This window comes from Shinella sp. S4-D37 (genome assembly GCF_040812195.1).
Taxonomy (GTDB): Bacteria; Pseudomonadota; Alphaproteobacteria; order Rhizobiales; family Rhizobiaceae; genus Shinella.
Genome location: NZ_JBFNXL010000005.1, coordinates 2,884,034 through 2,909,022 on the forward strand (window position 1 = coordinate 2,884,034; position 24,989 = coordinate 2,909,022).

Below are 24,989 nucleotides of genomic sequence, written 5' to 3' on the forward strand. Positions count from 1 at the left end.
CGACGGCCGAATGGCACCGATTCCCCGGTGCCCACCGGCATCGACATTCTTTCGGACCGGACCCCGCATGACCCTGAAACCGCCCCTGACCGCCGCACGCCTCGCCTCGGTGGCGGCGCTCGCCGGCATCGACAGCCGGGAGGTCGAATCCGTCTTCGTTTGCGAGGCGTGGAGCGCGGAACTGGCGACCGGGCTCCTGCGCCTCGGGGCCGAGACGTCGTTCCTTCACGGCACCGGCGGCGTGCCCTGCGGCGTCATGGACCTGATCCGGCTTTACGATCCCGCCGACTGGGCGACGGTGCTGCAGGCGCTGGAGGACGCGGCGACGGCACCGGTCACCTTCAGCTACGCCACGACGATCCGCCCGGCGCCCGGCCTCTACCGGCAGGTCTTCTGCTTCGGCCAGTCGGAAACGGCCGGCGCAAGCGGCGGCGCGATAAACGGCACCTTCGCGGTGGCGCGCCTGTGCGTCGAGATGGGCACGACGCGGCCGGGCAGCCTGAACTGACCCTTTTCTTTTGCCGCGCGCCTGCCTATCTCTAGCCCCATGAGACAGTTCCTGTTCGTCCTCGCCATTCTGGGCGCCGTGCTTTCCGGCTGGGTGCCGGCGATCGCTGCAACCCAGCATGCCGCGCAGACCGGCATGCATGCAGGCCATCCGGTGGCCGGCGCGGCGCACGGCAAGGCGGAGCAGGACAGGACGAATCCCGCCGTGCATCCCATGGCCTGCTCGGCCTGTTTCGCCATCGAGACGGCAGGGCCGCAGCCGCTTCAAAGCAGGATCGGCCTGTCCCATCGGTTCACGGCCGCCGTGCGGCAGCTTGCCGGTCTTGCGCTGCGGCCGCTCGATCCCCCTCCCCGGTCCTGACGCGCGATCATCCGGACGCCTTGCGTCCGGGCCTCGACAATCTTTCAGAACTGGAAAAGACCATGAACGCAAAGACGCTGTTTCTCGGCGCGGCCATCGCGCTCGCCTTCACCCTGCCCGCCCTCGCCCAGGAGGCGGATCATTCCGCCCATCAGGGGACGGCCGGGGAGAGCCCTTCCACCACGGCCTTCATCGCGGCCAATGCGAAAATGCATGAGGGCATGGCGATCGACTTCACCGGCAATGCGGACGAGGATTTCGTGCGCGGCATGATCGCCCATCACCAGGGGGCGATCGACATGGCGAGGATCGAGCTTCAATACGGCAGGGACGAAAGCCTTCGCAAGCTCGCCGAAGAGATTATCGCAGCCCAGGAGGGCGAGATCAGGACGATGGAAGACTGGCTGGCGAAGAACGCGAAGTAAACGCGCCGCCAGAACGACAGAGGCCTGTCGGCATTCCCGGCGGGCCTCTGTCATTCCATGACAGTGCGGCTATTCGGCCGCCGGATGCCTGTGAACCGCCGAGGCCTCGACCAGCGAGGCCGCGATGGCCCGGGCCATCAGCAGCGTCGTTTCGCGGATTTCGGTGTTGCTGCCGCTTCGTGCCGACCGGATCAGGAGGAAGCCCTCGCGCAGCATGATCTCCTGCGCCTTGTCGCAGGCCCAGCCTTCCAGTTGCAAATCGCCTGTCTCAGATGTGCTCGCCGCCATTTGCCCCCTCATGCCAGATCATTCAGCACAACGCGGCGCGCGGCGACTACGCACGCGTATGCCGACCCCGAAACCTGCCATCTATGATTTTGCCGCTCAACCTGAAGCTACATGATTCGCTGTAGAATCAAAGATATATTTGTGACGGCAAGCCCCGAATTATGGCCGTTCGAGCCGATTTCTCTTCTCCTCCACGTCCGCGCGGCAGAAACATCCCTCCACATGGTCGTTGACGAGGCCCATGGCCTGCATGAAGGCATAGACGGTGGTGGGGCCGACGAAAGTCCAGCCGCGCTTCTTCAGGTCCTTCGACAGCCGGACGGAGGTGGGCGTCGTCGGGTTGGCGGCGATCGTCTCCCAGTCCACCCGCGCCGGCCGTTCGTCCGGCCCCGGCTCGAAGCTCCAGAAGTAGCGGGCGAGCGTGCCGAACTCGTCGCGCAGTGCCTGCGCGCGGCGGGCGTTGTTGATCGTCGAGACGATCTTGCCGCGGTGGCGCACGATGCCGGGATCGGCGAGGCAGCGGGCGATGTCGTCCTCGCCGAACGCCGCCACCCTGTCGAAATCGAAGCCGGCGAAGGCGGCACGGAACCCCTCGCGCTTGCGCAGGATGGTGAGCCAGGACAGGCCGGACTGGAAGCCTTCCAGGCAGATCTTCTCGAACAGCCGCTGGTCGCTGACGACGGGGCGGCCCCATTCCGCATCGTGGTAGCGGCGATAATCATCGAGATTGCCGTGCCAGGCGCAGCGCACCTGCCCGTCGTCGCCTTCCAGAAGTCCCTTCGCCGCCATCGCGCCCTCCGTTTCCTTTTTGTTCCGATTTACTCCTTATCAACCACTTTTGGAAAGCCGGCAATAACCCTACCCAAAGCTTTATCCGCATCGTCTATATCGAATGAACGCCCGTTTACCATTCGCTTCATCGCGCGGTGCAAGCATCCTCCTCGAACCGGCGCTGCATTCCAGGTCCCGCGGCGCATCCCGGCACGATCAGTAGCGAGTACGTCCGATGTTGATACGAATCCTTCTTGCAACGACCCTTCTGTGCACCACCACCGCGGCACAGGCGAATGACCGCTACATGAGCCGTCCGCCGATCATCGTCAGCCCCGACCTCACCGCGCCCTGGCTGATGCAGCTCACCGGCGAGGGCGTGCAGCCGGCCGTCAACACCCGCCGCATCCTCCAGCGCCAGAAGGTGCAGCAGCGCCGCGTCATCCGCCGCGAGGGCGCGGTCCGCGTCGAGCAGGTCTCGGCGGCCGGCACGGCGCGCAATCCCATCAAGTCGAAATTCGACCCCATGTACCTGCCGCAGCTCGTCGACTATGAGAGCGGGCACAGGCCGGGCACCATCGTCATCGACACCAACAACCGCTTCCTCTACCTCGTCATGGCCGGCGGCAAGGCGCGGCGCTACGGCGTCGGCGTCGGCAAGCCGGGCTTCGAATGGGCCGGCGCCCACGCGATCACCCGCAAGGCCGAATGGCCGAGCTGGACCCCGCCGAAGGAGATGGTCGCCCGCGAGGCCGCCAAGGGCCACTACCTGCCGGCCTTCATGGAAGGCGGGCCGGAAAACCCGCTCGGCTCGCGCGCCATGTATCTCGGTTCGACGCTCTATCGCATCCACGGCACCAATGCGCCCTGGACGATCGGCTACGCGGTTTCCTCCGGCTGCATCCGCATGCGCAACGAGGATGTCGTCGATCTCTACGAGCGCGTGAAGGTGGGCACGAAGGTCATCGTGATCTGATTTTGTGGTATCGGGGCCACAAGGGATCGAAGAAATCCACCCTCACGATCGTCTTACTGCGCGGGAGCCGACTTGAAATCGGTCAAGAGTCGGTTAGCCTCGCAGAATTACAGGAGTGAGAGGGACTATATCATGCGGAAATACGCATCGATCTTGCTGGCCGCGACCGTCGCGGCCACGGCGATCATGCCGGTCTCGGCGGCCAATGCCTTCCCCGCGGCCCGCACGGGCGACCGGATCGAGACGGTCAGCGACGTGACGCTCGTCGCCCAGCCGAGCAAGAAGCAGGTCGCGGCGAAGTACAAGCGCACCAAGGTGCGCTTCGTCACCGACCAGGCGCCGGGCACCGTCATCGTCGATACGAACAACAAGTTCCTCTACTATGTCGAGGGCAAGAACCGGGCGACGCGCTACGGCATCGGCGTCGGCCGCGACGGCTTCGGCTGGTCGGGCGTGGTGAAGGTCGGCCGCAAGGCCGAATGGCCGAGCTGGACGCCGCCCGCCGAGATGCGCCGCCGCGAGGCCAAGAAGGGCCGCATCCTGCCCGCCACCCAGGCCGGCGGCGAGGACAACCCGCTCGGCGCGCGCGCGCTCTACCTCTTCAAGGGCGGCCGCGACACGATCTTCCGCATCCACGGCACGAACCAGCCCTGGACGATCGGCCAGAACATGTCGTCGGGCTGCATCCGCATGATGAACAAGGACGTCGAGCATCTCTATGCCCGAGCCGACATCGGCACCAAGGTCATCGTGGTCGGCCCCGGCAACCGCCAGGGCAGCGTGAGCTACAACGACAGGGGCGTCGATTTCTTCGGCAACCTCTTCGGCTTCGGCGGCTGAGTCGCCGCTCGCCGTAGATATTCCGGACGCCGGCCTTGCGCCGGCGTCCTCGTCTTCAGCCGATGGAGCAGGCGATCTTTCCGCCGCGCCGGATCGGCTCGTCGAGGGCGGCGCCTTCGATCTTCAGCGTATAGGTGCCCTCGTAGTTCAACCCCTCGGCGTCGACCACCGTCAGCATGACGAAATCGAGGGCGGCGAAGGGCTCGTCTTCGCCGGATTCGACATGCACGAGAAGGCGCAGTTCGCCGTCGTGCAGCCAGTGATGCGTGAGGAAGGACTGATCAAGCGCAATCTTCCTATCGAGCCCCTTCTGGGCGATATCCCTCGGCAGCTCGATCGAGCCGCGGAAATTCAGGATACCGCCGAGGCTGTAGCTGAAGCCTGCCTCCCCTTCGAAAGCGACATTCTTGTCCTTCACCGCGCAGTCGAAGCCGCCGGTGGCGAAGGCGGGCGACGAAAGGGCGGCCAGGACGGCGAGCGAAAGCATGAGGCGGCGCATGGACATCTCCGATGGGGCTGGAATGCCGCCTGTCTAGCAATCCCGGGACGAAGCGGCTGTTCCGCGCGTGACAGCCTCAGGAAAGCACGGCCGGCTTTTCCCCGCCGTAGGCCCAGTCGATGAGTTCCACCGTGTGCAGGATCGGGATTGCCGTACCCGTCGCGATCTGGGTGATGCAGCCGATATTGCCGGTGGCGATGATATCCGGCTTCGTCGCCTCGATGTTCTTCACCTTGCGCGCCTTCAGCTTGCCGGAGATTTCCGGCTGGAGGATGTTGTAGGTGCCGGCCGAGCCGCAGCAAAGATGCCCTTCCGCCGGATCGCGCACGGCGAAGCCCGCCTTCTTCAAAAGCGTCTTCGGCAGCATGGTGATCTTCTGGCCGTGCTGCATGGAGCAGGCCGAATGATAGGCGACCGTAAGCCCCTTCGCCTCCTGCTGCGGCAGGTCGAGCGTCGAAAGATATTCCGTCACGTCCTTGGCAAGCGCCGAGACCCGCGCGGCCTTGTCCGCATAGGCAGGATCGAGGCGCAGCATGAAGCCGTAGTCCTTGATCGTCGTGCCGCAGCCCGATGCCGTGACGATGATCGCGTCGAGCCCGCCCTTCTCGACCTCGCCGAGCCAGACGTCGACATTGCGCCGCGCCGCCTCCAGCGCCTGCGCCTCGCGACCCATATGGTGGACGAGCGAGCCGCAGCAGACCTCCCCCGCCGGCGCCACGACCTCGACGCCGAGGCGGGTGAGGAGGCGGATCGTCGCTTCGTTGATCTCCGGCTTCAGCACCGGCTGGGCGCAGCCGGAGAGGATCGCGACCCGCCCGCGGCGCACGCCTTCCGCCGGATGCGTGCCCGGTCTTGCGCTGTCCGGCATCTTCGGCAGGCTGCGCGGGGCAAGGTCCAGCATGGCGCCGAAGGGCTCGAGCGGCTTGAAGCGCTTGAGGAGGCCGGCGAAGGGGCGGCCGAGGCTTGCCACCTTCAGCGCCAGGCGGAAGCGGCCGGGATAAGGCAGCACGGCGGCGAGGACGCCCCGTGTCAGCCGGTTCCAGAACGGGCGTTTATAGGTCGCCTCGATATGCATGCGTGCATGGTCGACGAGATGCATGTAGTCGACGCCGGAGGGACAGGTCGTCGTGCAGGCGAGGCAGGAAAGGCAGCGGTCGATATGGGTCACGACCTCCTTGTCCGCGGGGCGGCCGTTCTCCAGCATGTCCTTGATGAGGTAGATGCGGCCGCGCGGGCTGTCGAGCTCGTTGCCCAGCGTCACATAGGTGGGGCAGGTGGCCGTGCAGAAGCCGCAATGCACGCATTTGCGCAGGATCTTTTCGGACGTCGCGACATGCGGGTCGGCAAGCTGCTCGGCGGTGAAGTTGGTCTGCATCAGCGGGAGTCCTTCTCATGCCGGCCTGTGTGGCGCAGCCCCTCACCTGCCTGTCGGCATCCTCTCCCCGTAGACGGGGCGAGGAAGGATAGGCTCACCGTTTTCCTCCTTCTCCCCGCCTGCGGGGAGAAGGTCCCGGCAGGGGGATGAGGGGCCGCGACAAAATCGATCATTTCCCGATCACCCCACCAGCCGCGACACGAAAAGTCCCGCCGGATCGAAGCTCGCCTTGACGCGCGCCGAGAGCGCCACGACGGCGTCCGGCTGCGGCGCGAACGCTTCCGTCGCCGCCAACACCTCCGGCCGGGCCCTGAGCAGCGTCGCGTGCCCGCCGCCGACGGCCTTGACGTAGCGGCGCAGGAGCGCGGCCTCGGGATCGGCCTCCATGCGCAGCCAGACGAGGCCGCCCTGCCAGTCGTAGAAGGCGTCGACGCCCGTTTCGAGGCGCAGCGCGGCGACGAGCTGATGGCCGGCGGTGGGCGCGACCGAAACGCGCCAGAGCGGGCGCGGCGTGCCGTCGGCATAGGGCGCGGCGTCGCGGATCTCGCGCCAGAGACGGGCCGCCGTCTCCGCATCGAGGCGCGTCACGGCGCCGAAGCGGCCCATGGCCGCCGCCAGCTTCTCGCTGCGCACCGCGACGGAGGCCGAAAGCCCTTCGAGGCGCAGCACGCTGGCCGCCCCGTCCGGCAGCGCGCCGCCGGCAAACCGGCCGCGCACGCTTTCCGGCAGATGGGCGGCACCGGAGACCTCGACGGACATGGACATGGCCGTCGCCATGGCGGCGGCGGCCTCCGCGTCGTTGAGGCCGGAGACGACGATGGTCGCCGCCGTTTCCGGCACCGGCAGCAGGCGGAAGGTGACCTCCGTCAGAAGGGCCAGCGAACCGTGCGAGCCGGCGAGCAGCTTTGCGAGGTCGAGGCCGGTGACGTTCTTCATCACCCGGCCGCCGGCCTTCACCACCTCGCCCCTGCCGTTGACGAAGCGCACACCGATGAGGCTGTCGCGCGCGGCGCCGGCGACGAAGCGGCGCGGGCCGGAGGCGTTGGCGGCGAAGACGCCGCCGATGGTGGGGATGCCGGAGGAGCCGAGCGCGGCGCGCAGGTCGCAGGGCTCGAAGGCAAGCATCTGGCGCTTTTCGGCAAGCGCCGTCTCGACGACCTCCAGCGGCGTGCCGGCGCGCACGGTCATGGTCATCTCGGCGGGGCTGTAGGCGACGATGCCGGCAAGGCCGCGGGTCGAGAGCGTTTCGGCCCCCTCCGGCACGTCGGCGAGGCTGCGCGTGCCGCCGCCGCGGATGGCAAGCGGCGTGCGGGACAGGGCGGCGACCTGGACGAGGCGCGCGGCGGCCTCTTCGGAAAGCGGTTCGTGGATCGGTGTCATGCGGCGGGGCGCCCTTCGAGCGGGAAGACTTTCGACGGGTTGAGCAGCCATTGCGGATCGAAGGCGGCGCGCACCGCCATCTGCTGGGCAAGGTCGACCTCGGCATATTGATGGCGCATCAGGTCGCGCTTCTCGATGCCGACGCCGTGCTCGCCCGTCAGGCACCCGCCGGCATCGACGCAGAGCCTCAGGATGTCGTTGCCCGCCGCCTCGGCGCGGGCCGCGTCCTGCGGGTCGTTGGCGTTGAAGAGGATGAGCGGATGCATGTTGCCGTCGCCGGCATGGAAGACGTTTGCGACGCGCAGGCCGTATTTCTCGACGATCTCCGCCGTTCCGCGCAGCACATGCGACAACTGGCCGAGCGGCACCGTGCCGTCCATACAGATATAGTCGGCGATGCGGCCGGTGGCGCCGAAGGCCGACTTGCGGCCCTTCCAGATCAGCGCCGCCTCCGTCGCCGACTGGCTTTCCTTGACGACCTTGACGCCGTGGCGGCCGGCGATCTCGATGATGCTGGCGAGCATCGCGTCCATCTCCGCCTCGGAGCCCTCGACCTCGACGATCAAGAGCGCCTCGACGTCCATCGGATAGCCGGCATGGGCGAAGGCCTCGCAGATCTCGATGGCGGGCTTGTCCATGAATTCGATGGCGACCGGGATGATGCCGGCGCCGATGACGTCGGCGACGCAGGCGCCCGCCGCCTCCGATGTGTCGAAGCCGAAGAGCACCGGGCGCGCGCCCTCGGGCCTGGCGATGAGGCGAACCGTCGCCTCGGTGACGATGCCGAGCTGGCCCTCGCCGCCGCAGATCACGCCGAGAAGGTCGAGCCCGCCGGCATCCAGCGCCTTGCCGCCGAGTTCGACGACCGTGCCGTCGATCAGCACGAGCTTGACGCCGAGCAGGTTGTTCGTCGTCACGCCGTATTTCAGACAGTGCGCGCCGCCGGAATTCATGCCGATATTGCCGCCGATCGTGCAGGCGAGCTGCGAACTGGGATCGGGCGCGTAGAAATAGCCGTCGGCGGAGACCGCATCGGAAATGGCAAGGTTGGTGACGCCGGCCTGCACGGTGGCGGTGCGGTTGGCGAAATCCACCTCCAGGATCTTCGCCATCTTGGAAAGGCCGACGACGACGGCGTCCTCCTGCGGGATGGCGCCGCCCGACAGCGAGGTGCCCGCCCCGCGCGGCACGACGGGCACGCCGTAGCGATGGCAGTATTTGAGGACGGCGGCCACCTGCTGGGTCGTTTCCGGCAGGGCCACGGCGAGCGGCAGGCGGCGATAGGAGACGAAGGCATCCGTCTCGAAGGGCACCAGCTCGCGCGGCTCGTGCACCAGGCAGCCTTCCGGCAGGAGATCGAGCAGGTCGGCGACGATCTCGCGGCGGCGCGCCAGCACCGCCGGCCGCGGCTCCAGGAAACCGATCTGATCCATCTCTTCACCTCCCGCATCAAGTGGTCTGTTTTGTTTACCACTTCCTATTGCAGGGTGCAAATGCTAAGCATTTTCTCCGCTTCGGCAAGAATGGACTCGATGGAATGACCAATCTCGGCGATCTCGAAATCTTCTCCCGCGTCATCGCCATGGGCAGCATGTCGGCGGCCGGCCGGGCGCTCGGCCTTTCGCCCGCCGTCGTCTCCAAGCGGGTGAAACGGCTGGAGGAGCGCCTCGGCAGCCGCCTCTTCCAGCGCACGACGCGGCAGATCTCGCTGACCGAGGCCGGCCAGGGCTTCTACGACCGCATCGTCGGCATCCTTTCCGGCATCGAGGAGGCCGAGGCCTTCGTCTCGGGCCGCTCCGGCGCGGTGCGCGGCACGCTGAGGATTTCCGCTCCCACCTCCTTCGGCCGCATGCATATCGCCCCCAATCTCAAGGGCTTCATGGATGCCTATCCGGAACTCGTCGTCAACCTGATGCTGACCGACGACTTTTCCGATATCGTCGGCGGCGGCTTCGACCTTGCCATCCGTATCGGCGAACTGTCCGATTCCTCGCTGGTCGCCCGCAGGTTCGCCCCGGTGCGGCGCGTTCTGTGCGCATCGCCGGACTACATCGCCCGCCACGGCATGCCGGCCTCGCTCGACGACCTTCCCGCCCATGCCTGCCTGCCGCCGCATACCCAGGACGTCTGGCGGCTGGAAGGGCCGGAGGGCAACGTCACCTATCGCCCGCAGGGGCAACTCTATACCAATTCCAGCGAAGTGGTCCGCGAGGCCGTGTTCTCCGGCCTGGGGATCGCGCTGCGCTCGACCTGGGACGTCGGCCCGGCGCTGAAGAGCGGGGAACTCACCCAGGTGCTGCCGCAATACGAGGGCTCGCGCAACGTGGTGCTCTCGGCGGTCTATCCGAGCCGGCAGTTCCTGCCCGTCAAGGTGCGGCTTTTCATCGACTACCTCGCCGACCTCTACGGCCCCGTGCCCTATTGGGAGCGCTGAGGCATGATGAGGAGAGAACGGCGATGATCGGCAGGACGGCGATGATGGCGGCGACGATCGGGCTGGCGCTCCCGGCGGCGGCGAGCGCACGGCCGCTCGACGACCTGCTCCAGGGGGTCGACGACGCCTGCGACTACGGCGACGCGCTGGCGGGCCTCCTGCAATCCAGCTACGCCTTCGCGCGCCAGGAAGGCGCCATCGCCATTCCCGCCGGCTATGAGGCCGTCTTCGGTCAGCCCATCGTCCGGCCGCAGGACGAGTACCTGCACATCGTGCTGCCCGTGACCGACGGCACCTGGCGCGACGTGCCGGTCAGGGAGATCGAAATCTATATCACCGCGCTTGCCAGCGGCTTCAGCTATCAGGCCGTGATCTTTCCCGCCGACGCGCTGAAGGCCGCCGAGGCGGCGTTCTCGCAGCGCGGCCTTGCGGCGAAGCGGAAGCTTGAAGAGCAGGACGAGACCGGCTTCGGCTGGGACACCGGCTTTGTCGTCACCGACGGCGTGCCGCGCTACCAGTGCGACCTGTCGACCTGAGCAGCAGGTATCCCCTCAGTGCTTGTCCTCTTCCGCGTGGCGATGGCGGATGGCGCGCACGAGCAGCCACATGCCGACGATGACGAAGGGCACGGCGATGCCGGTCAGCGTTTCCGGCTTCATCGGCAGGCCGAGCCCGTGCGCCGCCTTGGCGACATAGCCGAACAGGCCGACGACATAATAGGAGATGGCGGCGACCGACAGGCCCTCGACGGTCTGCTGCAGGCGCAGTTGCAGCTTGGCGCGGCGGTCCATGGAATTGAGCAGGCCGGTATTGAGCTGTTCCAGCTCCACGTCGATCCAGCTTCTGAGGAGCGCGGTGGCGCGGGCGAGCTTGCGCGAAAGGTTCGCCTGGCGCTCCTCCACCGACTGGCAGGTGCGCATGGCCGGCGCCAGGCGCCGCTCCAGGAAGAAGCCGAGCGTCTCGTAGCCCGACACCGCCGTTTCGGCGAGCATGCGGATGCGCTCCTGCACGATGCCGTAATAGGCGCGGCTGGCGCCGAAGCGGTAGAGGCTGAGCGCCGCATTGGCCTCCAGCTCGGCGGCGAGCCGGGTGATCTCGGTCAGCAGCGTATCGGCCCTGTCGCGGGCGTGCTGCTTCATGGAATTGGTGATGCCGGTCAGCCCGTCCTCGATGCGGCGGATATCCGGCGACAGCGACTGGGCGAGCGGCAGGCCCATCATGGCGAGCGTGCGGTAGGTCTCGATGTCGAGCAGGCGCTGGACGAGCGCGCCGCGCCCGGCCTCCGTCATGCTGCGGTCGATGATGAGGATCTGCGTCAGCCCGTCGCCGTTCTGGCGGAAGTCGGTGAGGATCGCGCCCTGACCGTTCTTGATCTCGCTGTAACAGAGGCTGGTCGGATCGAAGGTGGAGATCGCCTCGCGGGTTTCCGGCGTGTCGGGCCGGATCTCCAGGCGGATGCCCGAGATCAGCGTGCCGGGCGGCGAGAAGCTGTCGCCGAACGGATGGACCGGAACCTCGCCGCCGAATTTGTCCGGCGCCGGCGCGTCCCAGAAATAGGTCGAGAACTCGGTGTGCCGCTCCCAGCGCAGCGTGCCCTGCCCCCAGCTCAGCGCATGGTGGCTGGCATCGCGCCCCGGCGGGGAAATGCCGCGCGAGCGCGACAATTCCCCCATCACGGCGTGATCGACCGCCGAGCCGCCCTCCGTCAGGAAGGCGAGCTGGAAGATGACGCGCGGCGACGACACCAGCGCATACGGTCTTGCGTGAATTTCCCCCAGCGCCTGCGCACGCGCGGCCGCCTGCGGAAAGGCGAAGCTGCCCTTTGCCATGTCCTGCACTGCCCCCTCGTGTGCAACAGCATAGTCTTAACAAATGTCAGGCCCCTGGAGATAGGGCGCATTGACGCAGGTCCACACATACCGACTGGACAAGATTGTTGACCAGTTTCGCTGCGCATTGCTAGTGTTCCGAGCGTGACCGACACCGCCTTCGACCTTTTCGCCCGCATCAGCCACAGCCGCACCTCCGACGAGGTCGTGCGGCAGATCGAACTCCTGTTGCTGGAGGGCGTGCTGCGCGACGGCGACCGGCTGCCCGGCGAGCGCGAGCTTTCCAAGCGGCTCGACGTCTCCCGCCCCATCCTGCGCGAGGCGCTGAAGGAGCTGGAGACCCGCGGCCTGCTGGTCAGCCAGCACGGCGGCGGCACCTATGTCGCCGACATCATCGGCCAGGTGTTCTCCCGCCCGGTCGTCGACCTCATCGCCCGCCACCAGCGCGCGACGGAGGATTATGTCGAGTATCGCCGCGAGCTGGAGGGCATCACCGCCGAGCTCGCCGCCCGCCGCGCCACGGAATACGACCGGCAGATGCTGACGCGCATCATGGAGGCGATGCGCGCGGCCCATGCGGGGGACTCCTTCGATGCGGAGCTGGAAACCGACGTGGAGCTGCACAACGCGATCGGCGAGGCGGCGCACAACATCGTGCTCCTGCACACGCTGCGCGCCTGCTACCGCCTGCTCGCCCAGGGGATCTTTTTCCACCGCCACCTCGTCTTCTCCTCCGAGGAAGCGCGCGGCCACCTGCTCGCCCAGCACGAGGCGATCTATGCCGCGATCATGGCCGGCGACGGGGCCGCGGCGCGAAAGGCGGCCCAGGCGCATATGGACTATATCGCAACCGCCATCCGCGACGCCGAGCGCAGCGGCGAATGGCAGCGGATCTCGCAATTGCGCATGCAAAAGCGCGGGCTTCCGCCACAAGCCTGACTTGCGCCGCAAATCCCGCGCAAGCAAGATGGGCTAGACCGACTCGAACGGCATATCCCGACAAAGGAATGAAGAAGACCTTGAACATTCTCAACCGCATCGTCAGCGACGTCCATCTGATGTTCCGCCGGCCCGTCCGCGAGCAGTATGGTGCGCTGTGCTATCGGGTGAGGAAGCAGCAGCCGGCGATCGAGATCCTCCTCATCACCAGCCGCGACACCGGACGCTGGGTCATTCCCAAGGGCTGGCCGATGGACGGCAAGAGCGCCGCGGCGGCCGCCGCGCGCGAGGCCTGGGAGGAGGCGGGCGTGAAGGGGACCATCCGCAACACGCCGGTCGGCAGCTACAACTATCTCAAGGGCCTGCCGCACGGGCTGAAGGTCGAGTGCCGGGTACGCGTCTTCCCGCTCGCCGTCGACGACCTCAGCAAGAATTTCCCCGAGAAGGACGAGCGGCGCGCCGAATGGGTGAGCTGCCCGGAAGCCGCCGGCCGCGTGCAGGAACCGGGCCTCAAGAACCTCATTCTCGCCTTCGAGCGCACGATGCTGGCCGAAATCGCCCCGAACGGCACGCCCGACGCCTGATAACGTCCCTATCGGCCCTTGTCGTATTGCCGCCGGTGCCTTGAGGCGATAGTGCCTGTCGGCCGAGAGCCCCTTGGGGCTCCGCAACGGAGCAGCAGGAATGGCCAATTCACAGGTTCAGCGACACAAGCCGACGCTGGACAAGGACCTGGAAAAGTTCACCTTCACCGAACAGGCGACGCATTTCGTGCTGCGCTCGTGGACGGGTGTCGGCATCGCGCTGGTCTTCCTCCTCGTCGCCATGGCCGTCGCCGGCTCGTTCGCCACCGGCACGCCCGGCGTGCTCATCGTCGCCATCACGGCGGCGCTCGCCGCCTATATGGCCATGAACATCGGCGCCAACGACGTGACGAACAATGTGGGCGCGGCCGTCGGCGCGCGCGCCATGAGCATGGGCGTCGCCCTTGTCATCGCCGCGATCTTCGAAATCGCCGGGGCGCTGCTCGCCGGCCAGGGCGTGGCGGCGACGGTCGCCTTCGGCATCGTCGACCGCTCGATCTTCCCCAGCCCCGAGACCTATGCCTGGGCGATGATGGCGGCCCTCGTCTCCGCCGCGCTCTGGATCAACCTCGCCACGCTCGCCAATGCGCCGATCTCCACCACCCACGCCATCGTCGGCGGGGTGATCGGCGCGGGCGCGGCGGCAAGCGGCTTCCACAGCGTGCAATGGGATGCCATCGCCGTCATCGTCGTCAGCTGGACCGTCTCGCCGATCCTCGGCGGCGTGATCGCCGCGGCATTCCTCTTCTTCATCAAGGAATTCATCATCTACCGCGAGGACAAGATCGGCGCGGCGAAAACCTGGGTGCCGGTGCTGGTGGCGGTCATGGCCGGCGCCTTCGCGGCCTTCATCGCCAATGGCGGCACCAACGGCGCGGTCGACCTTTCCCTCCGCGCGGCACTGCTCATCGGCGTCGGCTTCGGCCTTGCCACCTATGTCGTCACGCGGCCGATCGTCCGGCGCCATGCGGAAGGGCTCGACAACCGCAACCAGTCGCTGCGCACCCTGTTCCGCATCCCGCTGATCTGTTCGGCGGCGCTGCTCTCCTTCGCCCACGGCGCCAACGACGTGTCGAATGCCGTCGGCCCGCTCTACGGCGTGGTCTCGGCGCTGCGTTCGGGCGTCGAGGGCGGAGCGGTAATCCCGCTCTGGGTGATGGTCATCGGCGCCTTCGGCATCTCGCTCGGCCTCCTGCTCTTCGGCCCGCGCCTCATCCGCATCGTCGGCAGCGAGATCACCAAGCTCAACCCGATGCGTGCCTTCTGCGTGGCGCTGTCCTCCGCCGTCGCGGTTCTGACAGCGTCGGCCTTTGCGATCCCCGTCTCCTCGACGCATATCGCCGTCGGCGCCGTCTTCGGCGTCGGCCTGTTTCGCGAATGGTACACGCGCAATTCGAAGCGCCGCATCGACTATATCCGCAGCCGCGGCAACCGCATCGCGTCCGAGGAAGAGGAGCCGGCCAATCTCGACGAGACGCGCCGGCGCTATCTCGTGCGGCGCTCCCACTTCATGACGATCGTCTCGGCCTGGATCGTGACGCTGCCCGTTTCGGCGGCCCTTTCGGCCGCCGTCTTCCTCGCCTTCAACGCGCTTTTCACCTGAGATACGACCATGCGTGCCAATTACCGGATGCAGCGCCTCTTCGTCGGCGACGCCCTTGCCGCGGGATTACCCTTCGAGGCGTCGAAGGACCATTTCCACTACCTTTCCAACGTGCTGCGCATGGCCGACGGCGACGCCGTGCTGCTCTTCAACGGCCGTGACGGGGAATGGCACGCCACCCTCTCCTTCCCCACCCGCAAGCGCCTGCTGCTCATCCCCGTCGAGCAGACCCGGCCGCAGCCGGCGCCGCCCGACCTCCACTACCTCTTCGCGCCGCTGAAGGTCGGCCGGCTCGACTATATCGTGCAGAAAGCGGTGGAGATGGGCGCCGGCGTGCTGCAACCCGTTATGACCCAGCATGTGCAGGGCAGGATCACCAGCCTGGAGCGGCTGCAGGCCAATGCCGTCGAGGCGGCGGAACAGTGCGGCATCCTGGTGATCCCCGAGGTGATGCCGCCGAAAAAGCTCGACGACCTGCTCTCCGCCTGGCCGCACGAGCGGCGCATCGTCTTCTGCGACGAGGGCCATGGCAGCCAGAACCCGCTTGCAGCGCTTGAGGCCATCGAGGAGCGCAAGCTCGCGCTGCTCGTCGGCCCGGAAGGCGGCTTTTCCGACGAGGAGCGCACGCTCCTGCGCAATCTCGACTTCGTGACGCCCATTCCGCTCGGCCCGCGCATCCTGCGCGCCGACACGGCGGCGGTCGCGGCGATGGCCGTCATCCAGGCGGCGATCGGCGACTGGCGCTGAGCGGACCGGCACGGATTTGCGGGAACGCAAGAAAGCGCTTTTTCGAAAAAAGTCGAATGGGTTTTTTTGAATCTGCCTTGAAAGGAATTCGCTTGCACCGCATCTAATTCCGGTCCAAGCACCCTCCCAAGGCCCGGCACTCCGCCCGGGCGCCATCCGTTCAGAAGAAGACGCCCATGGCCCGTGATACCACCGACCAGACGCCGATCCGCACCGTCGCGGACATGGCGGATTACCTCGCCGACGGCAACAAGCCGAAGGAGAAGTTCCGTATCGGCACCGAGCACGAGAAATTCGTCTTCTTTACGGCCGACAACAGCCCCGTGCCCTATTTCGGCGAGGCCAGCATTTCGGCGCTGCTGAACGGCATGCAGGCCAAGACCGGCTGGGATCCGATCATGGATGCCGGCAACATCATCGGCCTTGCCGAACCGTCCGGCATGGGCGCCATCTCGCTGGAGCCCGGCGGCCAGTTCGAGCTTTCCGGCGCGCCGCTGGAGAACCTGCACCAGACCTGCAAGGAATCCAACCAGCACCTCGCCACGCTGCGCGAGATCGCCGAACCGCTCGGTATCCGCTTCCTCGGCATGGGCGGCAGCCCGAAATGGACCTTCGCGGAAACGCCGCGCATGCCAAAAAGCCGCTACGACATCATGACCCGCTACATGCCGAAGGTCGGCACGCAGGGTCTGGACATGATGTACCGCACCTGCACGATCCAGGTGAATCTCGACTTCTCCTCGGAAGCCGACATGCGCCGCAAGATGCAGGCCTCGCTGAAGCTGCAATCCATGGCGACCGCCCTCTTCGCCTCCTCGCCCTTCGCGGAAGGCAAGCCGAACGGGCTGCTCTCCTGGCGCGGCGACATCTGGCGCGACACGGACAACAACCGCGCCGGCCTCATCCCCTTCGCCTTCAAGCCGGATTTCGGCTTCATCGACTATGTCGAATGGGCGCTCGACGTGCCGATGTATTTCGTCGTGCGCGACGGCAAGTACCACGACTGCACGCACATCACCTTCCGCCAGTTCATGGCCGGCGCGCTGAAGGGCGAGATCGCCGACTGGGAGCCGAACCTCGGCGACTGGACGAACCACCTTTCCACGCTGTTCCCCGACGTGCGCCTCAAACGCTTCCTGGAAATGCGCGGCGCCGACGGCGGCCCGTGGCGGCGCATCTGTGCGCTGCCCGCCTTCTGGGTGGGCCTGCTCTATGACGACGGCGCGCTCGATGCCGCCGAGGCCCTGACGCGCGACTGGACGGTCGAGGAGGTGACGGCGCTGCGCAATGCCGTGCCGGCCGAAGGACTGAGAGCCGATTTCCGCGGCAAGCCGCTGCTCGACGTCGCCCGCGAGGTGGTCGCGATCTCCCGCCAGGGCCTTGCCGCCCGGGCGCGGCTCAACGGCGACGGCATCGACGAGGCGATCTTCCTTGCGCCGCTCGACGAGGTGCTGGCGAAGAAGGCGACGCTCGCCGAAGACATGCTGGCGCTCTACAACGGCCGCTGGAACGGTTCCGTCGAGCCGGTCTTCACCGACTACCAGTACTGAGGCACGACGCCAAAAAGCGGTTTGCGCGGCCGAAATTCCCGTTATAGTGCAGGCACATGCCTGCCAACGGGAAAGGGTTCGTTATGCTTTCGCTCTACGACATGATGATGCAGGCGCAGAACGGCAATGCCGTCGAGACCATGGCGCGGCAATACGGGCTGGCGCAGGAGCAGGCGGCCAAGGCCGTCGCCGCGCTGATGCCGGCCTTCTCCGAGGGTTTCAAGCGCAACGCCGCCAATCCCTACGATCTCGCCGCCTTCATGACGGCGCTGACCACCGGCGACCACGCGAAATATTTCGAGGACATCAGCAAGGCCTTCACGCCGCAGGGGCTTGCCGAGGGCAACGGCATTCTCGGCCATCTCTTCGGCAACAAGGAGGTCTCGCGCGCCATCGCCGCGCAGGCGGCGCAGATGACCGGCATCGGCCAGGACATCTACAAGCAGATGCTGCCCGTCATGGCGAGCGCGCTGATGGGCGGCCTCTTCAAGCAATCCTTCGCCCCCTTCTTTCCCGGCGCCGATGCGGGCAAGACGCCGGCCAATCCCTTTGCCGACATGATGCGGCAATGGGCCGAGGCGACCGGCATGGCCCCCAAGCCCGAACCGGCGAACCCTTTCACCGACAATCCCTTCGCGCAGGCCGCCCGGGACTTTTTCGGCACGAAGAAGGAAGCGCCGGCCAATCCCTTTGCCGACAATCCCTTCGCCAAGGCCTTCCAGGACATGATGGCGGGCATGGCCGGCCAGCCGGCGGAAGGCAGCAAGCCGAGTGAACAAGCGGCCTCCCCGGCCGATTCGCTGAAAGCCGCCGTCAACACGATGTTCGATACCGGGCTGGAAATGCAGAAGGACTATCAACGCAACGTCGAAGCGATCTTCGAGACCATTCGCGGCGGCATGCAGCCGGAGGGCGGCGGCAAGTCCTGAGGCCGGGAGCGGCCGGGCGGAAAATCCTTTGAAAAAGCCCGACGCGGACCTTGGGAGTCGCACGCCGGGCAAGCGGCAGGGTTATTGGCTCTCACCCTGCGGGGAAGTCAGGTGTCGACCGGGGAGATAGGGCGACGCCATCGGAAATCAATCCATGCGGCCGCTGCGCAGGTGACGACGGGCGCGCTCGCGCGCGGCGATCGTCAGATGCAGGCCCGCATCGGTGAAGAAGGACGCGGTGCGGACGCTCTGCACGTCGCCCCGGCACAGCCCCATGTCGAAGAGCTGATGATCGTCGAGCTCGTTCAACCGGTTGACCACGCGGCGGTTCTGCCAGGCGCGGACGAGCTTGTAGGCGGCATAGCGGAGGCGGGCGAAGAGGCTCTGGCCCGGGCGGCGCGTTGCGAGGCTGTCGATTTCCAGTCTGCGGTCGATCATGCGCATGGCATTTCTCCTTTCCGGCCCGGCGATCCATCGTCCTTCGATGGGGTTTCGCACGGCGCCCGTGATCGTTCGCCGCCCGCAAGGGTCGGGTGGCGGTTCAAAAGTCGCTTTTCAAGAAGAGCCGTCACCGGGAGGTCGAGGGAGGCGGCAGATCCTGCCGAACGATGCCTGGCGGAAAGGTCATGCGTTCGACACTTGCTTTTTCGCAGAAAGCCATTGATCAGTCCAACGAATGTTTCTAATAGTATCAATCAAACAATCTTATGGATATCGTTATGTCCGCTCCGCTAGACATAGACCAGCTCCAGACCTTCGTGGCGATCGCCGATACCGGCAGTTTCACCCGGGCCGCGGAACGGGTCTTCAAGACCCAGTCGGCCGTCTCCATGCAGATGCGGCGCCTCGAGGAGCGCATCGGCAAGCAGCTCTTCATGAAGGACGGCCGCGGCAACCGGCTGACGGCGGAGGGCGAGCGCCTGCTCAACTATGCCCGCCGGATGCTGCGCCTCAACAACGAGGCCATCGCCGCCTTCGACGACAACCGCCTCGAGGGCCTGTTGCGCATCGGCACGCCGGACGACTATGCCGACCGCTACATGCCCGAGATCATCATGCGGTTCGCCAAGACCCATCCGAATGTCGAGCTCTTCATCGTCTGCGAGCCCTCGGTGGACCTCGCCGAGAAGATGGCCAAGGGCGAGCTCGATATCGCGCTCGTCACCCACAACCCGCGCCAGCGCCAGTCCGACGTGGTGCGCACGGAGCCGCTCTGCTGGGTGATGTCGGCCAACCATCCGCTGCCGGAGAACGCGCCGGTGCCGCTCGCCGTCGGCCGGCGCGACTGCCAGTGGCGGCAGATCGCCTGCGCCGCGCTCGATTCCGTCGGGCGCGACTACCAGGTGCTGTTCACGAGCTGGTCGTCGACCGTCGTCGCCGCCGCCGTCATGGCGGGCATGGCCGTTTCGGTCCTGCCGGAATCGGCGCTGCGCCCCGGCATGAAGGTGCTGACGCAGGCGGACGGCTTCCCCCCGCTCGCGCCGGTTCAGATCGGCATCATGCGGCGGCCGGGCCTCTCGCCCTCGCTGTCCAATGCCATCACCAGCCATATCAGCGCCTGTCTCGACAACATCACGCCGCTGGCCGCCGTCGACGACCTGCCGGAGGCGGAGGTAAAGCTGTTTCCGCGCGTGCCGCGGCACCGATCCGGAAACATCCTGCCCGGATGGTGACCTGGCCTCCCTGCGGGGCCGCTCAGGCGAGGGTCTTCTTCAGGAAGTCCACCGTGCGCTGCCAGGCGAGGTCGGCCGCGGCCTTGTCGTAGCGCGCGGCCGAGGTGTCGTTGTTGAAGGCGTGATTGACGCCGTCGTAAACGTGGATCTCGAAGGTCTTGCCGTTCTCCTCCAGCGCCTTGCGGTAGGCGTCGATACCGACATTGATGCGCTCGTCGAGGCCGGCATAGTGCAGCATCAGCGCCGCCTTGATGGCGGGCACGTCCTCCGCCGCGGCCTGCGATCCGTAGTAGGCGACGCCCGCCTTCAGCTCCGGCGAGCGGGTGGCGAAGCGGTTGACGAGGCCGCCGCCCCAGCAGAAGCCGACGGCGCCGACCTTGCCGTTCGCCCCGTCGAGCTTGGCGAGGAACTGCAGGCTCGCCTCCGCATTGGCCGCCGTCGCCGCCGGATCGAGCGTGCCGATCATTTCGCGCGCCTTGTCCTCGTCGTCCGGCGTGCCGCCCGCAGGCGACAGGAAATCCGGCGCGAGCGCGATGAAGCCTTCCAGCGCCATGCGGCGCGCGACATCGCGGGTATGCGGATTGAGCCCGCGGTTCTCGTGGATGACGATGACGGCGCCGAGCGGGGCCGTCGCCTCCTTCGGCCGCACCAGATAGCCCTTCATCTCACCGGAACTGCCGCCATAGACGACATCCTTGGCGGCAAGACGCCCGTCATCGGAAGCGATGATCTCGGCGCTCGCGGAATTCGCCGCCAGCAACGGGGCGATGGCCGCGGCCGCCGCTCCCGAGCCGGCAAGCGCCGTCAGGCGCTCCATGAAACGGCGGCGATCGAGCGTCAGGTGGGTATATTCGTCATAGGCGTCGATCATCGCCTGCGTGATCTGCGACTTGTCCACGGCGGATCCTCCGGCTGGTTCTGCGCGAAATAAGATAGGCCCCGCGCGAAAACCTGCCGAACACAACTGCGTTACCGGCCGGTCAGGTCAAGGCGAGCCAGACGCCGAGCCAGACCCACAACAGGCCGAGCACCGCCAGTCCCGCGATGAAGAGCGGACGGCGATGGCGCAGGCGATTGCCGGTGACGTGCACATAGGCATGGGCATAGCGCAGCGCCACGAACAGCCAGCCGCCGGCGACGGTCGCCGGATTGTCGGCGTCGACGAGGTAGATGAGGATGCTGACCGCATAGAACAGCACCGGCAGTTCGAACTGGTTGGCGATGGCATTCTTGACGACAAGGCTCTCGACCGGCTCCTCGCGGTTGTCGCGGAACTGCTCCGGCCGGGCATGCCCCTGCCGGACGGCGCGCATCCGGCGCGTGGAGAGCAGGAGATAGAGGCAGAAGACGAGCGCGACATGCGCGATCATCGGCCAGATCGTGGCTTCCGTGGGAGACATGGCGATCCTTCGGCTTGTCGTTTCGAACCGGTTTAGGGGTTTGCGGCCGAGGCCTCAACCGGAAAGGGCCATTGCGACAAGCCGAAGGCGGAGGCGATTACTGCGGGGTCAGGATCTCGGTGCCCGAACCGTCCTTTCCGCTGATCGTCCAGGCGCCGTCGAGCGACCCGTCGCCCTTCACCTGATAAACGATGAGGCCGACCGCATCGCCCAGCACATAGCCGGCGGCGAAGGAATCGCCGTAGAGCATGCAGATGCCGTTCGAGGTGGTCGAACCGGTGTGCCACTCGATCGAGCAGGTCGTCTCGCTCGTCAGTTCGATCGTCGCCGTGCCCTCATAGGCTGAGCCGTCGAGATTCGTGCCTTCGACATTGTAGGTGCCGGCATTGACCGTCTGCGCATGCGCAGGCACGACCAGTCCCAGGCCCAGAAGGGCGCCAGCCAATATCTTCTTCATGTTGTCCCCCAGTGAAACCGGCGAGATTGCCGGCGGCCGATCCTAGCGCATGCGTGGAAAAACGAAACAGGATTCGCGCGGGGCTCCGAAGACGAAAATGCCCGGCAAGGCCGGGCATTCAAAGGCATATCAGCAAGCGGTGAACGATCAGACGGCGCCGGGATAGTTCGGGCTTTCGCGGGTGATCGTCACGTCATGCGCATGGCTTTCGCGAAGGCCCGCGCCGGAGATGCGCACGAAGGTCGCCTTGTCCTGGTAGTCCTTGAGGTCCTTGCCGCCGACATAGCCCATGGAGGCCTTGAGGCCGCCGGCAAGCTGGTGCAGCACGCCCGAGACCGGGCCCTTGTAGGGCACCTGGCCCTCGATGCCTTCCGGCACCAGCTTCAGCGTGTCGCGCACTTCCGCCTGGAAGTAGCGGTCGGCCGAGCCGCGCGCCATGGCGCCCACCGAACCCATGCCGCGATAGGCCTTGAAGGAGCGGCCCTGGTAGAGGAAGACCTCGCCCGGGCTTTCATCCGTGCCGGCGAGCAGCGAGCCGACCATGACGGCCGAGGCGCCGGCGGCGATCGCTTTCGCAAGGTCGCCGGAGAACTTGATGCCGCCATCGGCGACGACCGGGATGTCGGCGGCCTGCGCCGCCTCGACGGAGGCCATGATGGCGGCAAGCTGCGGCACGCCGACGCCGGCGACGATGCGGGTGGTGCAGATCGAGCCCGGGCCGATGCCGACCTTGACGGCGTCCGCGCCGGCATCGATGAGCGCCTTGGTGCCGTCCGACGTCGCGACGTTGCCGGCCATGATGCGCACGGAGTTCGACAGCTTCTTCACGCGGGCGACGGCGTCCAGCACCCGCTGCGAATGGCCGTGCGCGGTATCGACGACGATGAGGTCGACGCCCGCCTCGATCAGGCGCTCGGCGCGCTCGAAGCCGTCATCGCCGACGGAGATGGCGGCGGCGGCGCGAAGCCGGCCCTGCACGTCCTTCGAGGCGTTCGGGTTGAGCTGCGACTTCTCGATGTCCTTCACCGTGATGAGGCCGACGCAGCGGCCGTCGCCGTCGACCACCAGCAGCTTCTCGATGCGGTGCGTGTGAAGCAGGCGCTTGGCTTCCTGCTGGTCGACGCTTTCCTTCACCGTGATCAGGTTCTCACGGGTCATCAGTTCGTAGATCTTCTGGCTCTGGTCGGAGGCAAAGCGTACGTCGCGGTTCGTCAGGATGCCGACAAGCCGGCCGGCCTTGGCGTTGCCGCCGTTCTCGACGACCGGAATGCCGGAAATGCCATGCGCCTTCATCAGCGACAGCGCATCGGCGAGCGTCGCGTCCGGGCCGATCGTCACGGGGTTGACGACCATGCCGCTCTCGAACTTCTTGACCTGGCGGACTTCCTCAGCCTGCTCGACCGGCGTCAGGTTGCGGTGGATGACGCCGAGGCCGCCGGCCTGGGCCATGGCGATGGCAAGGCGGCTCTCCGTCACCGTGTCCATGGCGGAGGAGAGGATCGGCAGGTTGAGTTCGAAATCATGCGCGATGCGGGTGGCGATGTTCGTCTGGCCCGGCATGACCTCGGAGTGACCGGGTTGCAGGAGGACGTCGTCGAAGGTCAGAGCTTCGAGACCGGTTGCCGTTTCAATGATGCGCGCCATGGGCCAAGTTCCTTTGAGGGTAAAGCTTACGCACCAAGGGGAACATTGGGAGTTGTCCGCCTCGGTCGCTTGCAAGAAATTCTTGGAAGTTGGCGAGGGCTGGTAACACGTTCATGACGGATTGGGAATAGCAAAAGCGGCCGGTCCACCGCATTGCCGCACTGACGCATTGACCGATTCTTAGCCGTGTCTGCTGGCGGTCCTTTAAATCTTCGCGTGTATAACAGGTCTCGTGGCCAGGACAGAAAGGGCCGCGCAAAACAGCAACAAAGCAAACGGGGGAATAACGATGTCCGCATTGAAGAAGAGGGCCGACGCTCTCCAGAACGAATTCGCCTATCAGCAGGAACTCCTGTTCAAGGCGCAGGCCCGCCGCAACGCCTTGCTCGGCCTGTGGGCCGCCAACACCATGCATCGCCCCGATGGCGAAGCCTATGCCCGCGAGCTGGTGGTCGCCGACGTGGGCGCGCCGGACGGCGCCTTCAACCGCCTCCGCGCCGATTTCCGCTCGGCGGGCGTCGATTGTCCCGACGAAGAGCTGCGCGACCGCATGGTCGTGATGCTGAAGGACGTCGCCCGGGACATGCGCGGCTACTGAGCGATCCCGTTTTACCAGACGGCCCGCCCGTGACGCGGCGGGCCGTCCTCGTTTCCGATCCTAGAATATTGTTTTTACCGCATTATTCGACGCCGAAGCGATCTCGTTTCGGCTGGAAATGCTCTAGAGATCGAACTGGTAGCTCACCGGCACGAAGCGGTAGCCCTCGCCGGCCTTCTCGACGAAGCCGGCGGCCGGGAACGGCATGTGATAGCCGATGAAGGCGAGCCTGTCGGTGGCGATCATGTCGAAGACCTTCTTGCGCGTCGCGGCGGCCTGCGCCTTGTCCATGTCGAAGCGCACCTCCCAGTCGGGCCGCTGCAGCGAGAGCACGAAATGGTTGGCCGTGTCGGCCGTCAGGAGCAGCGCCTTGCCCTCCGATTCGACGCGGAAGATCATGTGCCCCGGCGAATGGCCGAAGGCGTCGAGCCCGCTTATGCCGGGCACGACCTCGCCCTCGTCCTCGATGAAGGTCAGCTTTTCGGCGAGCGGCTGCACCTTGGCGAGCACGCCCTGGTGGCCCTGCTCGGCCGGCGTGCCCATACGCTCGGGATTGACCCAGAAATCGTATTCCGTGCGGCCGGTGACGTAGCGCGCATTGGGGAAGGCCGGCTTGTCGCCCTCCATCAGGCCGCCGATATGGTCGCCGTGCATATGGGTGATGACGACCACGGAGACCTGGTCCGGCGTGTAGCCGGCATAGTTCAACCCTTCGAGAAGGCGCCCCATGCCCGCCCCGCGGCCACCCTCGCCCATGCCGGTGTCGAACAGCACGACCTCCGATCCGGTATCGACCAGCGTCGGGGTGAAGCTGTTGACGAAGCTGTCGGCCGGCAGGAAGTTCTCGGCAAGCAGCGCGCCGACGGCCTCGGCGGGCTGGTCTGTGCCGAACGTCTCGCTCGGCGCGCCCGAGGCGCGCATGCCGTCGCGCACCGTCAGCACGCGGAAGCTGCCGAGCTTCAGGCTGCGCGTCTCAAGGGGGCTCACACGCATGTCGGTGGCATCGCTTTCCGATTGGGCAAGCACGGCGGCGCGGTTCAGCACCAGGGGGGCGGCCAATGTGCCGATGCCGGCGGCGAGAAACAAGGACCGGCGCGAGAGTGTCGAATGGTGTCCCATGGATCTTCCTCTTCGGTGAAAGATTGCCTTGCCGGTGTAGCGCCCGGCATCGGCATGAAGA

At 66.5% G+C, this 24,989-nt stretch carries 28 protein-coding genes; 15 read left to right on the top strand and 13 right to left on the bottom strand.

All coding sequences use genetic code 11. The features are described from left to right. Window positions 1-67 precede the first annotated feature (67 nt). The 3 genes from AB3G45_RS21615 to AB3G45_RS21625 all read left to right on the top strand — a co-directional run bounded on the left by AB3G45_RS21615 (window position 68) and on the right by AB3G45_RS21625 (window position 1,293). Window positions 68-508 carry a hypothetical protein gene (locus AB3G45_RS21615; RefSeq protein WP_367832506.1) on the top strand — a complete coding sequence of 147 codons (441 nt, stop codon included), beginning with the start codon at window positions 68-70 and terminating at the stop codon, window positions 506-508. A 39-nt stretch (window positions 509-547) separates the two neighbouring features. Beyond that, a complete protein-coding gene (locus AB3G45_RS21620; RefSeq protein WP_367832507.1) occupies window positions 548-868 on the top strand; it encodes a hypothetical protein in 321 nt (106 codons plus the stop codon). Between the two features lie 62 nt (window positions 869-930). Continuing rightward, window positions 931-1,293, top strand: a complete 363-nt coding sequence (locus tag AB3G45_RS21625) for a DUF305 domain-containing protein (protein WP_367832508.1) — start codon at window positions 931-933, stop codon at window positions 1,291-1,293. 69 nt (window positions 1,294-1,362) lie between these two features. Here AB3G45_RS21625 and AB3G45_RS21630 read toward each other — a convergent pair whose 3' ends face one another. Continuing rightward, complete coding sequence (locus AB3G45_RS21630) at window positions 1,363-1,581, bottom strand: hypothetical protein (protein ID WP_367832509.1); 219 nt, start codon at window positions 1,579-1,581, stop codon at window positions 1,363-1,365. A 159-nt stretch (window positions 1,582-1,740) separates the two neighbouring features. Further along, window positions 1,741-2,370: a DNA-3-methyladenine glycosylase I gene (locus AB3G45_RS21635; RefSeq protein WP_367832510.1), complete on the bottom strand. Its 630-nt coding sequence runs from the start codon at window positions 2,368-2,370 to the stop codon at window positions 1,741-1,743. 217 nt (window positions 2,371-2,587) lie between these two features. Here AB3G45_RS21635 and AB3G45_RS21640 point away from each other — a divergent pair, with 217 nt between their 5' ends. After that, window positions 2,588-3,328 (top strand): L,D-transpeptidase, encoded by a 741-nt coding sequence (locus AB3G45_RS21640; protein WP_367832511.1) that lies wholly within the window; start codon window positions 2,588-2,590, stop codon window positions 3,326-3,328. Window positions 3,329-3,460: 132 nt separating this feature from the next. Then, entirely contained in the window at window positions 3,461-4,168 is a 708-nt protein-coding gene (locus tag AB3G45_RS21645; RefSeq protein ID WP_367832512.1) for a L,D-transpeptidase, read from the top strand. 55 nt (window positions 4,169-4,223) lie between these two features. Here the strand turns inward: AB3G45_RS21645 and AB3G45_RS21650 are convergent, their stop codons facing one another. The 4 genes from AB3G45_RS21650 to AB3G45_RS21665 form a co-directional block, all read right to left on the bottom strand. Beyond that, complete coding sequence (locus tag AB3G45_RS21650; RefSeq protein ID WP_367832513.1) at window positions 4,224-4,667, bottom strand: hypothetical protein; 444 nt, start codon at window positions 4,665-4,667, stop codon at window positions 4,224-4,226. Window positions 4,668-4,743: 76 nt separating this feature from the next. Next, window positions 4,744-6,042 carry a glycolate oxidase subunit GlcF gene (gene glcF / locus AB3G45_RS21655; protein WP_367832514.1) on the bottom strand — a complete coding sequence of 433 codons (1,299 nt, stop codon included), beginning with the start codon at window positions 6,040-6,042 and terminating at the stop codon, window positions 4,744-4,746. 180 nt (window positions 6,043-6,222) lie between these two features. Then, window positions 6,223-7,422, bottom strand: a complete 1,200-nt coding sequence (locus AB3G45_RS21660; protein WP_367832515.1) for an FAD-binding protein — start codon at window positions 7,420-7,422, stop codon at window positions 6,223-6,225. Then, window positions 7,419-8,855: an FAD-linked oxidase C-terminal domain-containing protein gene (locus tag AB3G45_RS21665; protein ID WP_367832516.1), complete on the bottom strand. Its 1,437-nt coding sequence runs from the start codon at window positions 8,853-8,855 to the stop codon at window positions 7,419-7,421. The genes AB3G45_RS21660 and AB3G45_RS21665 overlap by 4 nt, the downstream gene beginning before the upstream one ends. A gap of 104 nt (window positions 8,856-8,959) precedes the next feature. Here AB3G45_RS21665 and AB3G45_RS21670 point away from each other — a divergent pair, with 104 nt between their 5' ends. Then, the gene (locus tag AB3G45_RS21670; RefSeq protein ID WP_367832517.1) at window positions 8,960-9,856 is read left to right on the top strand and encodes a LysR family transcriptional regulator; all 897 of its coding nucleotides are present in this window, start codon (window positions 8,960-8,962) and stop codon (window positions 9,854-9,856) included. Between the two features lie 23 nt (window positions 9,857-9,879). Then, window positions 9,880-10,392 carry a hypothetical protein gene (locus tag AB3G45_RS21675; protein ID WP_367832518.1) on the top strand — a complete coding sequence of 171 codons (513 nt, stop codon included), beginning with the start codon at window positions 9,880-9,882 and terminating at the stop codon, window positions 10,390-10,392. A 15-nt stretch (window positions 10,393-10,407) separates the two neighbouring features. Here the strand turns inward: AB3G45_RS21675 and AB3G45_RS21680 are convergent, their stop codons facing one another. Then, the gene (locus AB3G45_RS21680; RefSeq protein ID WP_367832519.1) at window positions 10,408-11,685 is read right to left on the bottom strand and encodes a DUF3422 family protein; all 1,278 of its coding nucleotides are present in this window, start codon (window positions 11,683-11,685) and stop codon (window positions 10,408-10,410) included. A gap of 144 nt (window positions 11,686-11,829) precedes the next feature. Between AB3G45_RS21680 and AB3G45_RS21685 the strand changes: the two genes are divergently transcribed. The 6 genes from AB3G45_RS21685 (at window position 11,830) to AB3G45_RS21710 (ending at window position 18,037) form a co-directional block, all read left to right on the top strand. Beyond that, complete coding sequence (locus AB3G45_RS21685) at window positions 11,830-12,624, top strand: FadR/GntR family transcriptional regulator (protein ID WP_367832520.1); 795 nt, start codon at window positions 11,830-11,832, stop codon at window positions 12,622-12,624. Between the two features lie 80 nt (window positions 12,625-12,704). Further along, window positions 12,705-13,208, top strand: coding sequence for an NUDIX hydrolase (locus tag AB3G45_RS21690; protein WP_367833642.1), 504 nt, complete (start codon window positions 12,705-12,707; stop codon window positions 13,206-13,208). A 100-nt stretch (window positions 13,209-13,308) separates the two neighbouring features. After that, the gene (locus AB3G45_RS21695) at window positions 13,309-14,811 is read left to right on the top strand and encodes an inorganic phosphate transporter (RefSeq protein WP_367832521.1); all 1,503 of its coding nucleotides are present in this window, start codon (window positions 13,309-13,311) and stop codon (window positions 14,809-14,811) included. A 9-nt stretch (window positions 14,812-14,820) separates the two neighbouring features. Then, window positions 14,821-15,558 (top strand): 16S rRNA (uracil(1498)-N(3))-methyltransferase, encoded by a 738-nt coding sequence (locus AB3G45_RS21700; protein ID WP_367832522.1) that lies wholly within the window; start codon window positions 14,821-14,823, stop codon window positions 15,556-15,558. Between the two features lie 176 nt (window positions 15,559-15,734). Then, window positions 15,735-17,108, top strand: coding sequence for a glutamate--cysteine ligase (locus tag AB3G45_RS21705; RefSeq protein ID WP_367832523.1), 1,374 nt, complete (start codon window positions 15,735-15,737; stop codon window positions 17,106-17,108). Window positions 17,109-17,191: 83 nt separating this feature from the next. Next, a complete protein-coding gene (locus tag AB3G45_RS21710; protein ID WP_367832524.1) occupies window positions 17,192-18,037 on the top strand; it encodes a DUF937 domain-containing protein in 846 nt (281 codons plus the stop codon). A 147-nt stretch (window positions 18,038-18,184) separates the two neighbouring features. Here AB3G45_RS21710 and AB3G45_RS21715 read toward each other — a convergent pair whose 3' ends face one another. After that, window positions 18,185-18,481: a DUF1127 domain-containing protein gene (locus AB3G45_RS21715; protein WP_367832525.1), complete on the bottom strand. Its 297-nt coding sequence runs from the start codon at window positions 18,479-18,481 to the stop codon at window positions 18,185-18,187. A 275-nt stretch (window positions 18,482-18,756) separates the two neighbouring features. Here AB3G45_RS21715 and AB3G45_RS21720 point away from each other — a divergent pair, with 275 nt between their 5' ends. Beyond that, window positions 18,757-19,710: a LysR substrate-binding domain-containing protein gene (locus AB3G45_RS21720; protein ID WP_367832526.1), complete on the top strand. Its 954-nt coding sequence runs from the start codon at window positions 18,757-18,759 to the stop codon at window positions 19,708-19,710. Between the two features lie 22 nt (window positions 19,711-19,732). On the opposite strand, the gene AB3G45_RS21725 is transcribed toward AB3G45_RS21720, so the two are convergent. From AB3G45_RS21725 to guaB, 4 genes are all read right to left on the bottom strand, one after another. Continuing rightward, complete coding sequence (locus AB3G45_RS21725) at window positions 19,733-20,608, bottom strand: dienelactone hydrolase family protein (protein WP_367832527.1); 876 nt, start codon at window positions 20,606-20,608, stop codon at window positions 19,733-19,735. Between the two features lie 82 nt (window positions 20,609-20,690). Next, window positions 20,691-21,110: an MAPEG family protein gene (locus AB3G45_RS21730; RefSeq protein ID WP_367832528.1), complete on the bottom strand. Its 420-nt coding sequence runs from the start codon at window positions 21,108-21,110 to the stop codon at window positions 20,691-20,693. Between the two features lie 97 nt (window positions 21,111-21,207). Beyond that, on the bottom strand, window positions 21,208-21,567 hold the full coding sequence (locus tag AB3G45_RS21735; protein WP_367832529.1) for a hypothetical protein: 360 nt from the start codon (window positions 21,565-21,567) through the stop codon (window positions 21,208-21,210). 147 nt (window positions 21,568-21,714) lie between these two features. After that, on the bottom strand, window positions 21,715-23,211 hold the full coding sequence (gene guaB / locus AB3G45_RS21740; protein ID WP_367832530.1) for an IMP dehydrogenase: 1,497 nt from the start codon (window positions 23,209-23,211) through the stop codon (window positions 21,715-21,717). Between the two features lie 289 nt (window positions 23,212-23,500). On the opposite strand from guaB, the gene AB3G45_RS21745 reads away from it, so the two are divergent. After that, on the top strand, window positions 23,501-23,809 hold the full coding sequence (locus AB3G45_RS21745; protein WP_367832531.1) for a DUF1476 domain-containing protein: 309 nt from the start codon (window positions 23,501-23,503) through the stop codon (window positions 23,807-23,809). A gap of 123 nt (window positions 23,810-23,932) precedes the next feature. On the opposite strand, the gene AB3G45_RS21750 is transcribed toward AB3G45_RS21745, so the two are convergent. Next, window positions 23,933-24,928 (bottom strand): MBL fold metallo-hydrolase, encoded by a 996-nt coding sequence (locus AB3G45_RS21750; RefSeq protein WP_367832532.1) that lies wholly within the window; start codon window positions 24,926-24,928, stop codon window positions 23,933-23,935. Between the last annotated feature and the right edge of the window lie 61 nt (window positions 24,929-24,989).

Bases quoted from the DNA above. Each gene is read 5' to 3' on its own strand.
- AB3G45_RS21745 (WP_367832531.1), top strand. From the start codon at position 23,501: ATGTCCGCATTGAAGAAGAGGGCCGACGCTCTCCAGAACGAATTCGCC.
- glcF (WP_367832514.1), bottom strand. From the start codon at position 6,042: ATGCAGACCAACTTCACCGCCGAGCAGCTTGCCGACCCGCATGTCGCG.
- AB3G45_RS21670 (WP_367832517.1), top strand. From the start codon at position 8,960: ATGACCAATCTCGGCGATCTCGAAATCTTCTCCCGCGTCATCGCCATG.
- AB3G45_RS21660 (WP_367832515.1), bottom strand. From the start codon at position 7,422: ATGACACCGATCCACGAACCGCTTTCCGAAGAGGCCGCCGCGCGCCTC.
- AB3G45_RS21680 (WP_367832519.1), bottom strand. From the start codon at position 11,685: ATGGCAAAGGGCAGCTTCGCCTTTCCGCAGGCGGCCGCGCGTGCGCAG.
- AB3G45_RS21715 (WP_367832525.1), bottom strand. From the start codon at position 18,481: ATGCGCATGATCGACCGCAGACTGGAAATCGACAGCCTCGCAACGCGC.
- AB3G45_RS21635 (WP_367832510.1), bottom strand. From the start codon at position 2,370: ATGGCGGCGAAGGGACTTCTGGAAGGCGACGACGGGCAGGTGCGCTGC.
- AB3G45_RS21675 (WP_367832518.1), top strand. From the start codon at position 9,880: ATGATCGGCAGGACGGCGATGATGGCGGCGACGATCGGGCTGGCGCTC.
- AB3G45_RS21665 (WP_367832516.1), bottom strand. From the start codon at position 8,855: ATGGATCAGATCGGTTTCCTGGAGCCGCGGCCGGCGGTGCTGGCGCGC.
- AB3G45_RS21630 (WP_367832509.1), bottom strand. From the start codon at position 1,581: ATGGCGGCGAGCACATCTGAGACAGGCGATTTGCAACTGGAAGGCTGG.
- guaB (WP_367832530.1), bottom strand. From the start codon at position 23,211: ATGGCGCGCATCATTGAAACGGCAACCGGTCTCGAAGCTCTGACCTTC.
- AB3G45_RS21720 (WP_367832526.1), top strand. From the start codon at position 18,757: ATGTCCGCTCCGCTAGACATAGACCAGCTCCAGACCTTCGTGGCGATC.
- AB3G45_RS21650 (WP_367832513.1), bottom strand. From the start codon at position 4,667: ATGCGCCGCCTCATGCTTTCGCTCGCCGTCCTGGCCGCCCTTTCGTCG.
- AB3G45_RS21730 (WP_367832528.1), bottom strand. From the start codon at position 21,110: ATGTCTCCCACGGAAGCCACGATCTGGCCGATGATCGCGCATGTCGCG.
- AB3G45_RS21620 (WP_367832507.1), top strand. From the start codon at position 548: ATGAGACAGTTCCTGTTCGTCCTCGCCATTCTGGGCGCCGTGCTTTCC.
- AB3G45_RS21710 (WP_367832524.1), top strand. From the start codon at position 17,192: ATGCTTTCGCTCTACGACATGATGATGCAGGCGCAGAACGGCAATGCC.
- AB3G45_RS21615 (WP_367832506.1), top strand. From the start codon at position 68: ATGACCCTGAAACCGCCCCTGACCGCCGCACGCCTCGCCTCGGTGGCG.
- AB3G45_RS21750 (WP_367832532.1), bottom strand. From the start codon at position 24,928: ATGGGACACCATTCGACACTCTCGCGCCGGTCCTTGTTTCTCGCCGCC.
- AB3G45_RS21700 (WP_367832522.1), top strand. From the start codon at position 14,821: ATGCGTGCCAATTACCGGATGCAGCGCCTCTTCGTCGGCGACGCCCTT.
- AB3G45_RS21640 (WP_367832511.1), top strand. From the start codon at position 2,588: ATGTTGATACGAATCCTTCTTGCAACGACCCTTCTGTGCACCACCACC.
- AB3G45_RS21625 (WP_367832508.1), top strand. From the start codon at position 931: ATGAACGCAAAGACGCTGTTTCTCGGCGCGGCCATCGCGCTCGCCTTC.
- AB3G45_RS21695 (WP_367832521.1), top strand. From the start codon at position 13,309: ATGGCCAATTCACAGGTTCAGCGACACAAGCCGACGCTGGACAAGGAC.
- AB3G45_RS21645 (WP_367832512.1), top strand. From the start codon at position 3,461: ATGCGGAAATACGCATCGATCTTGCTGGCCGCGACCGTCGCGGCCACG.
- AB3G45_RS21735 (WP_367832529.1), bottom strand. From the start codon at position 21,567: ATGAAGAAGATATTGGCTGGCGCCCTTCTGGGCCTGGGACTGGTCGTG.
- AB3G45_RS21705 (WP_367832523.1), top strand. From the start codon at position 15,735: ATGGCCCGTGATACCACCGACCAGACGCCGATCCGCACCGTCGCGGAC.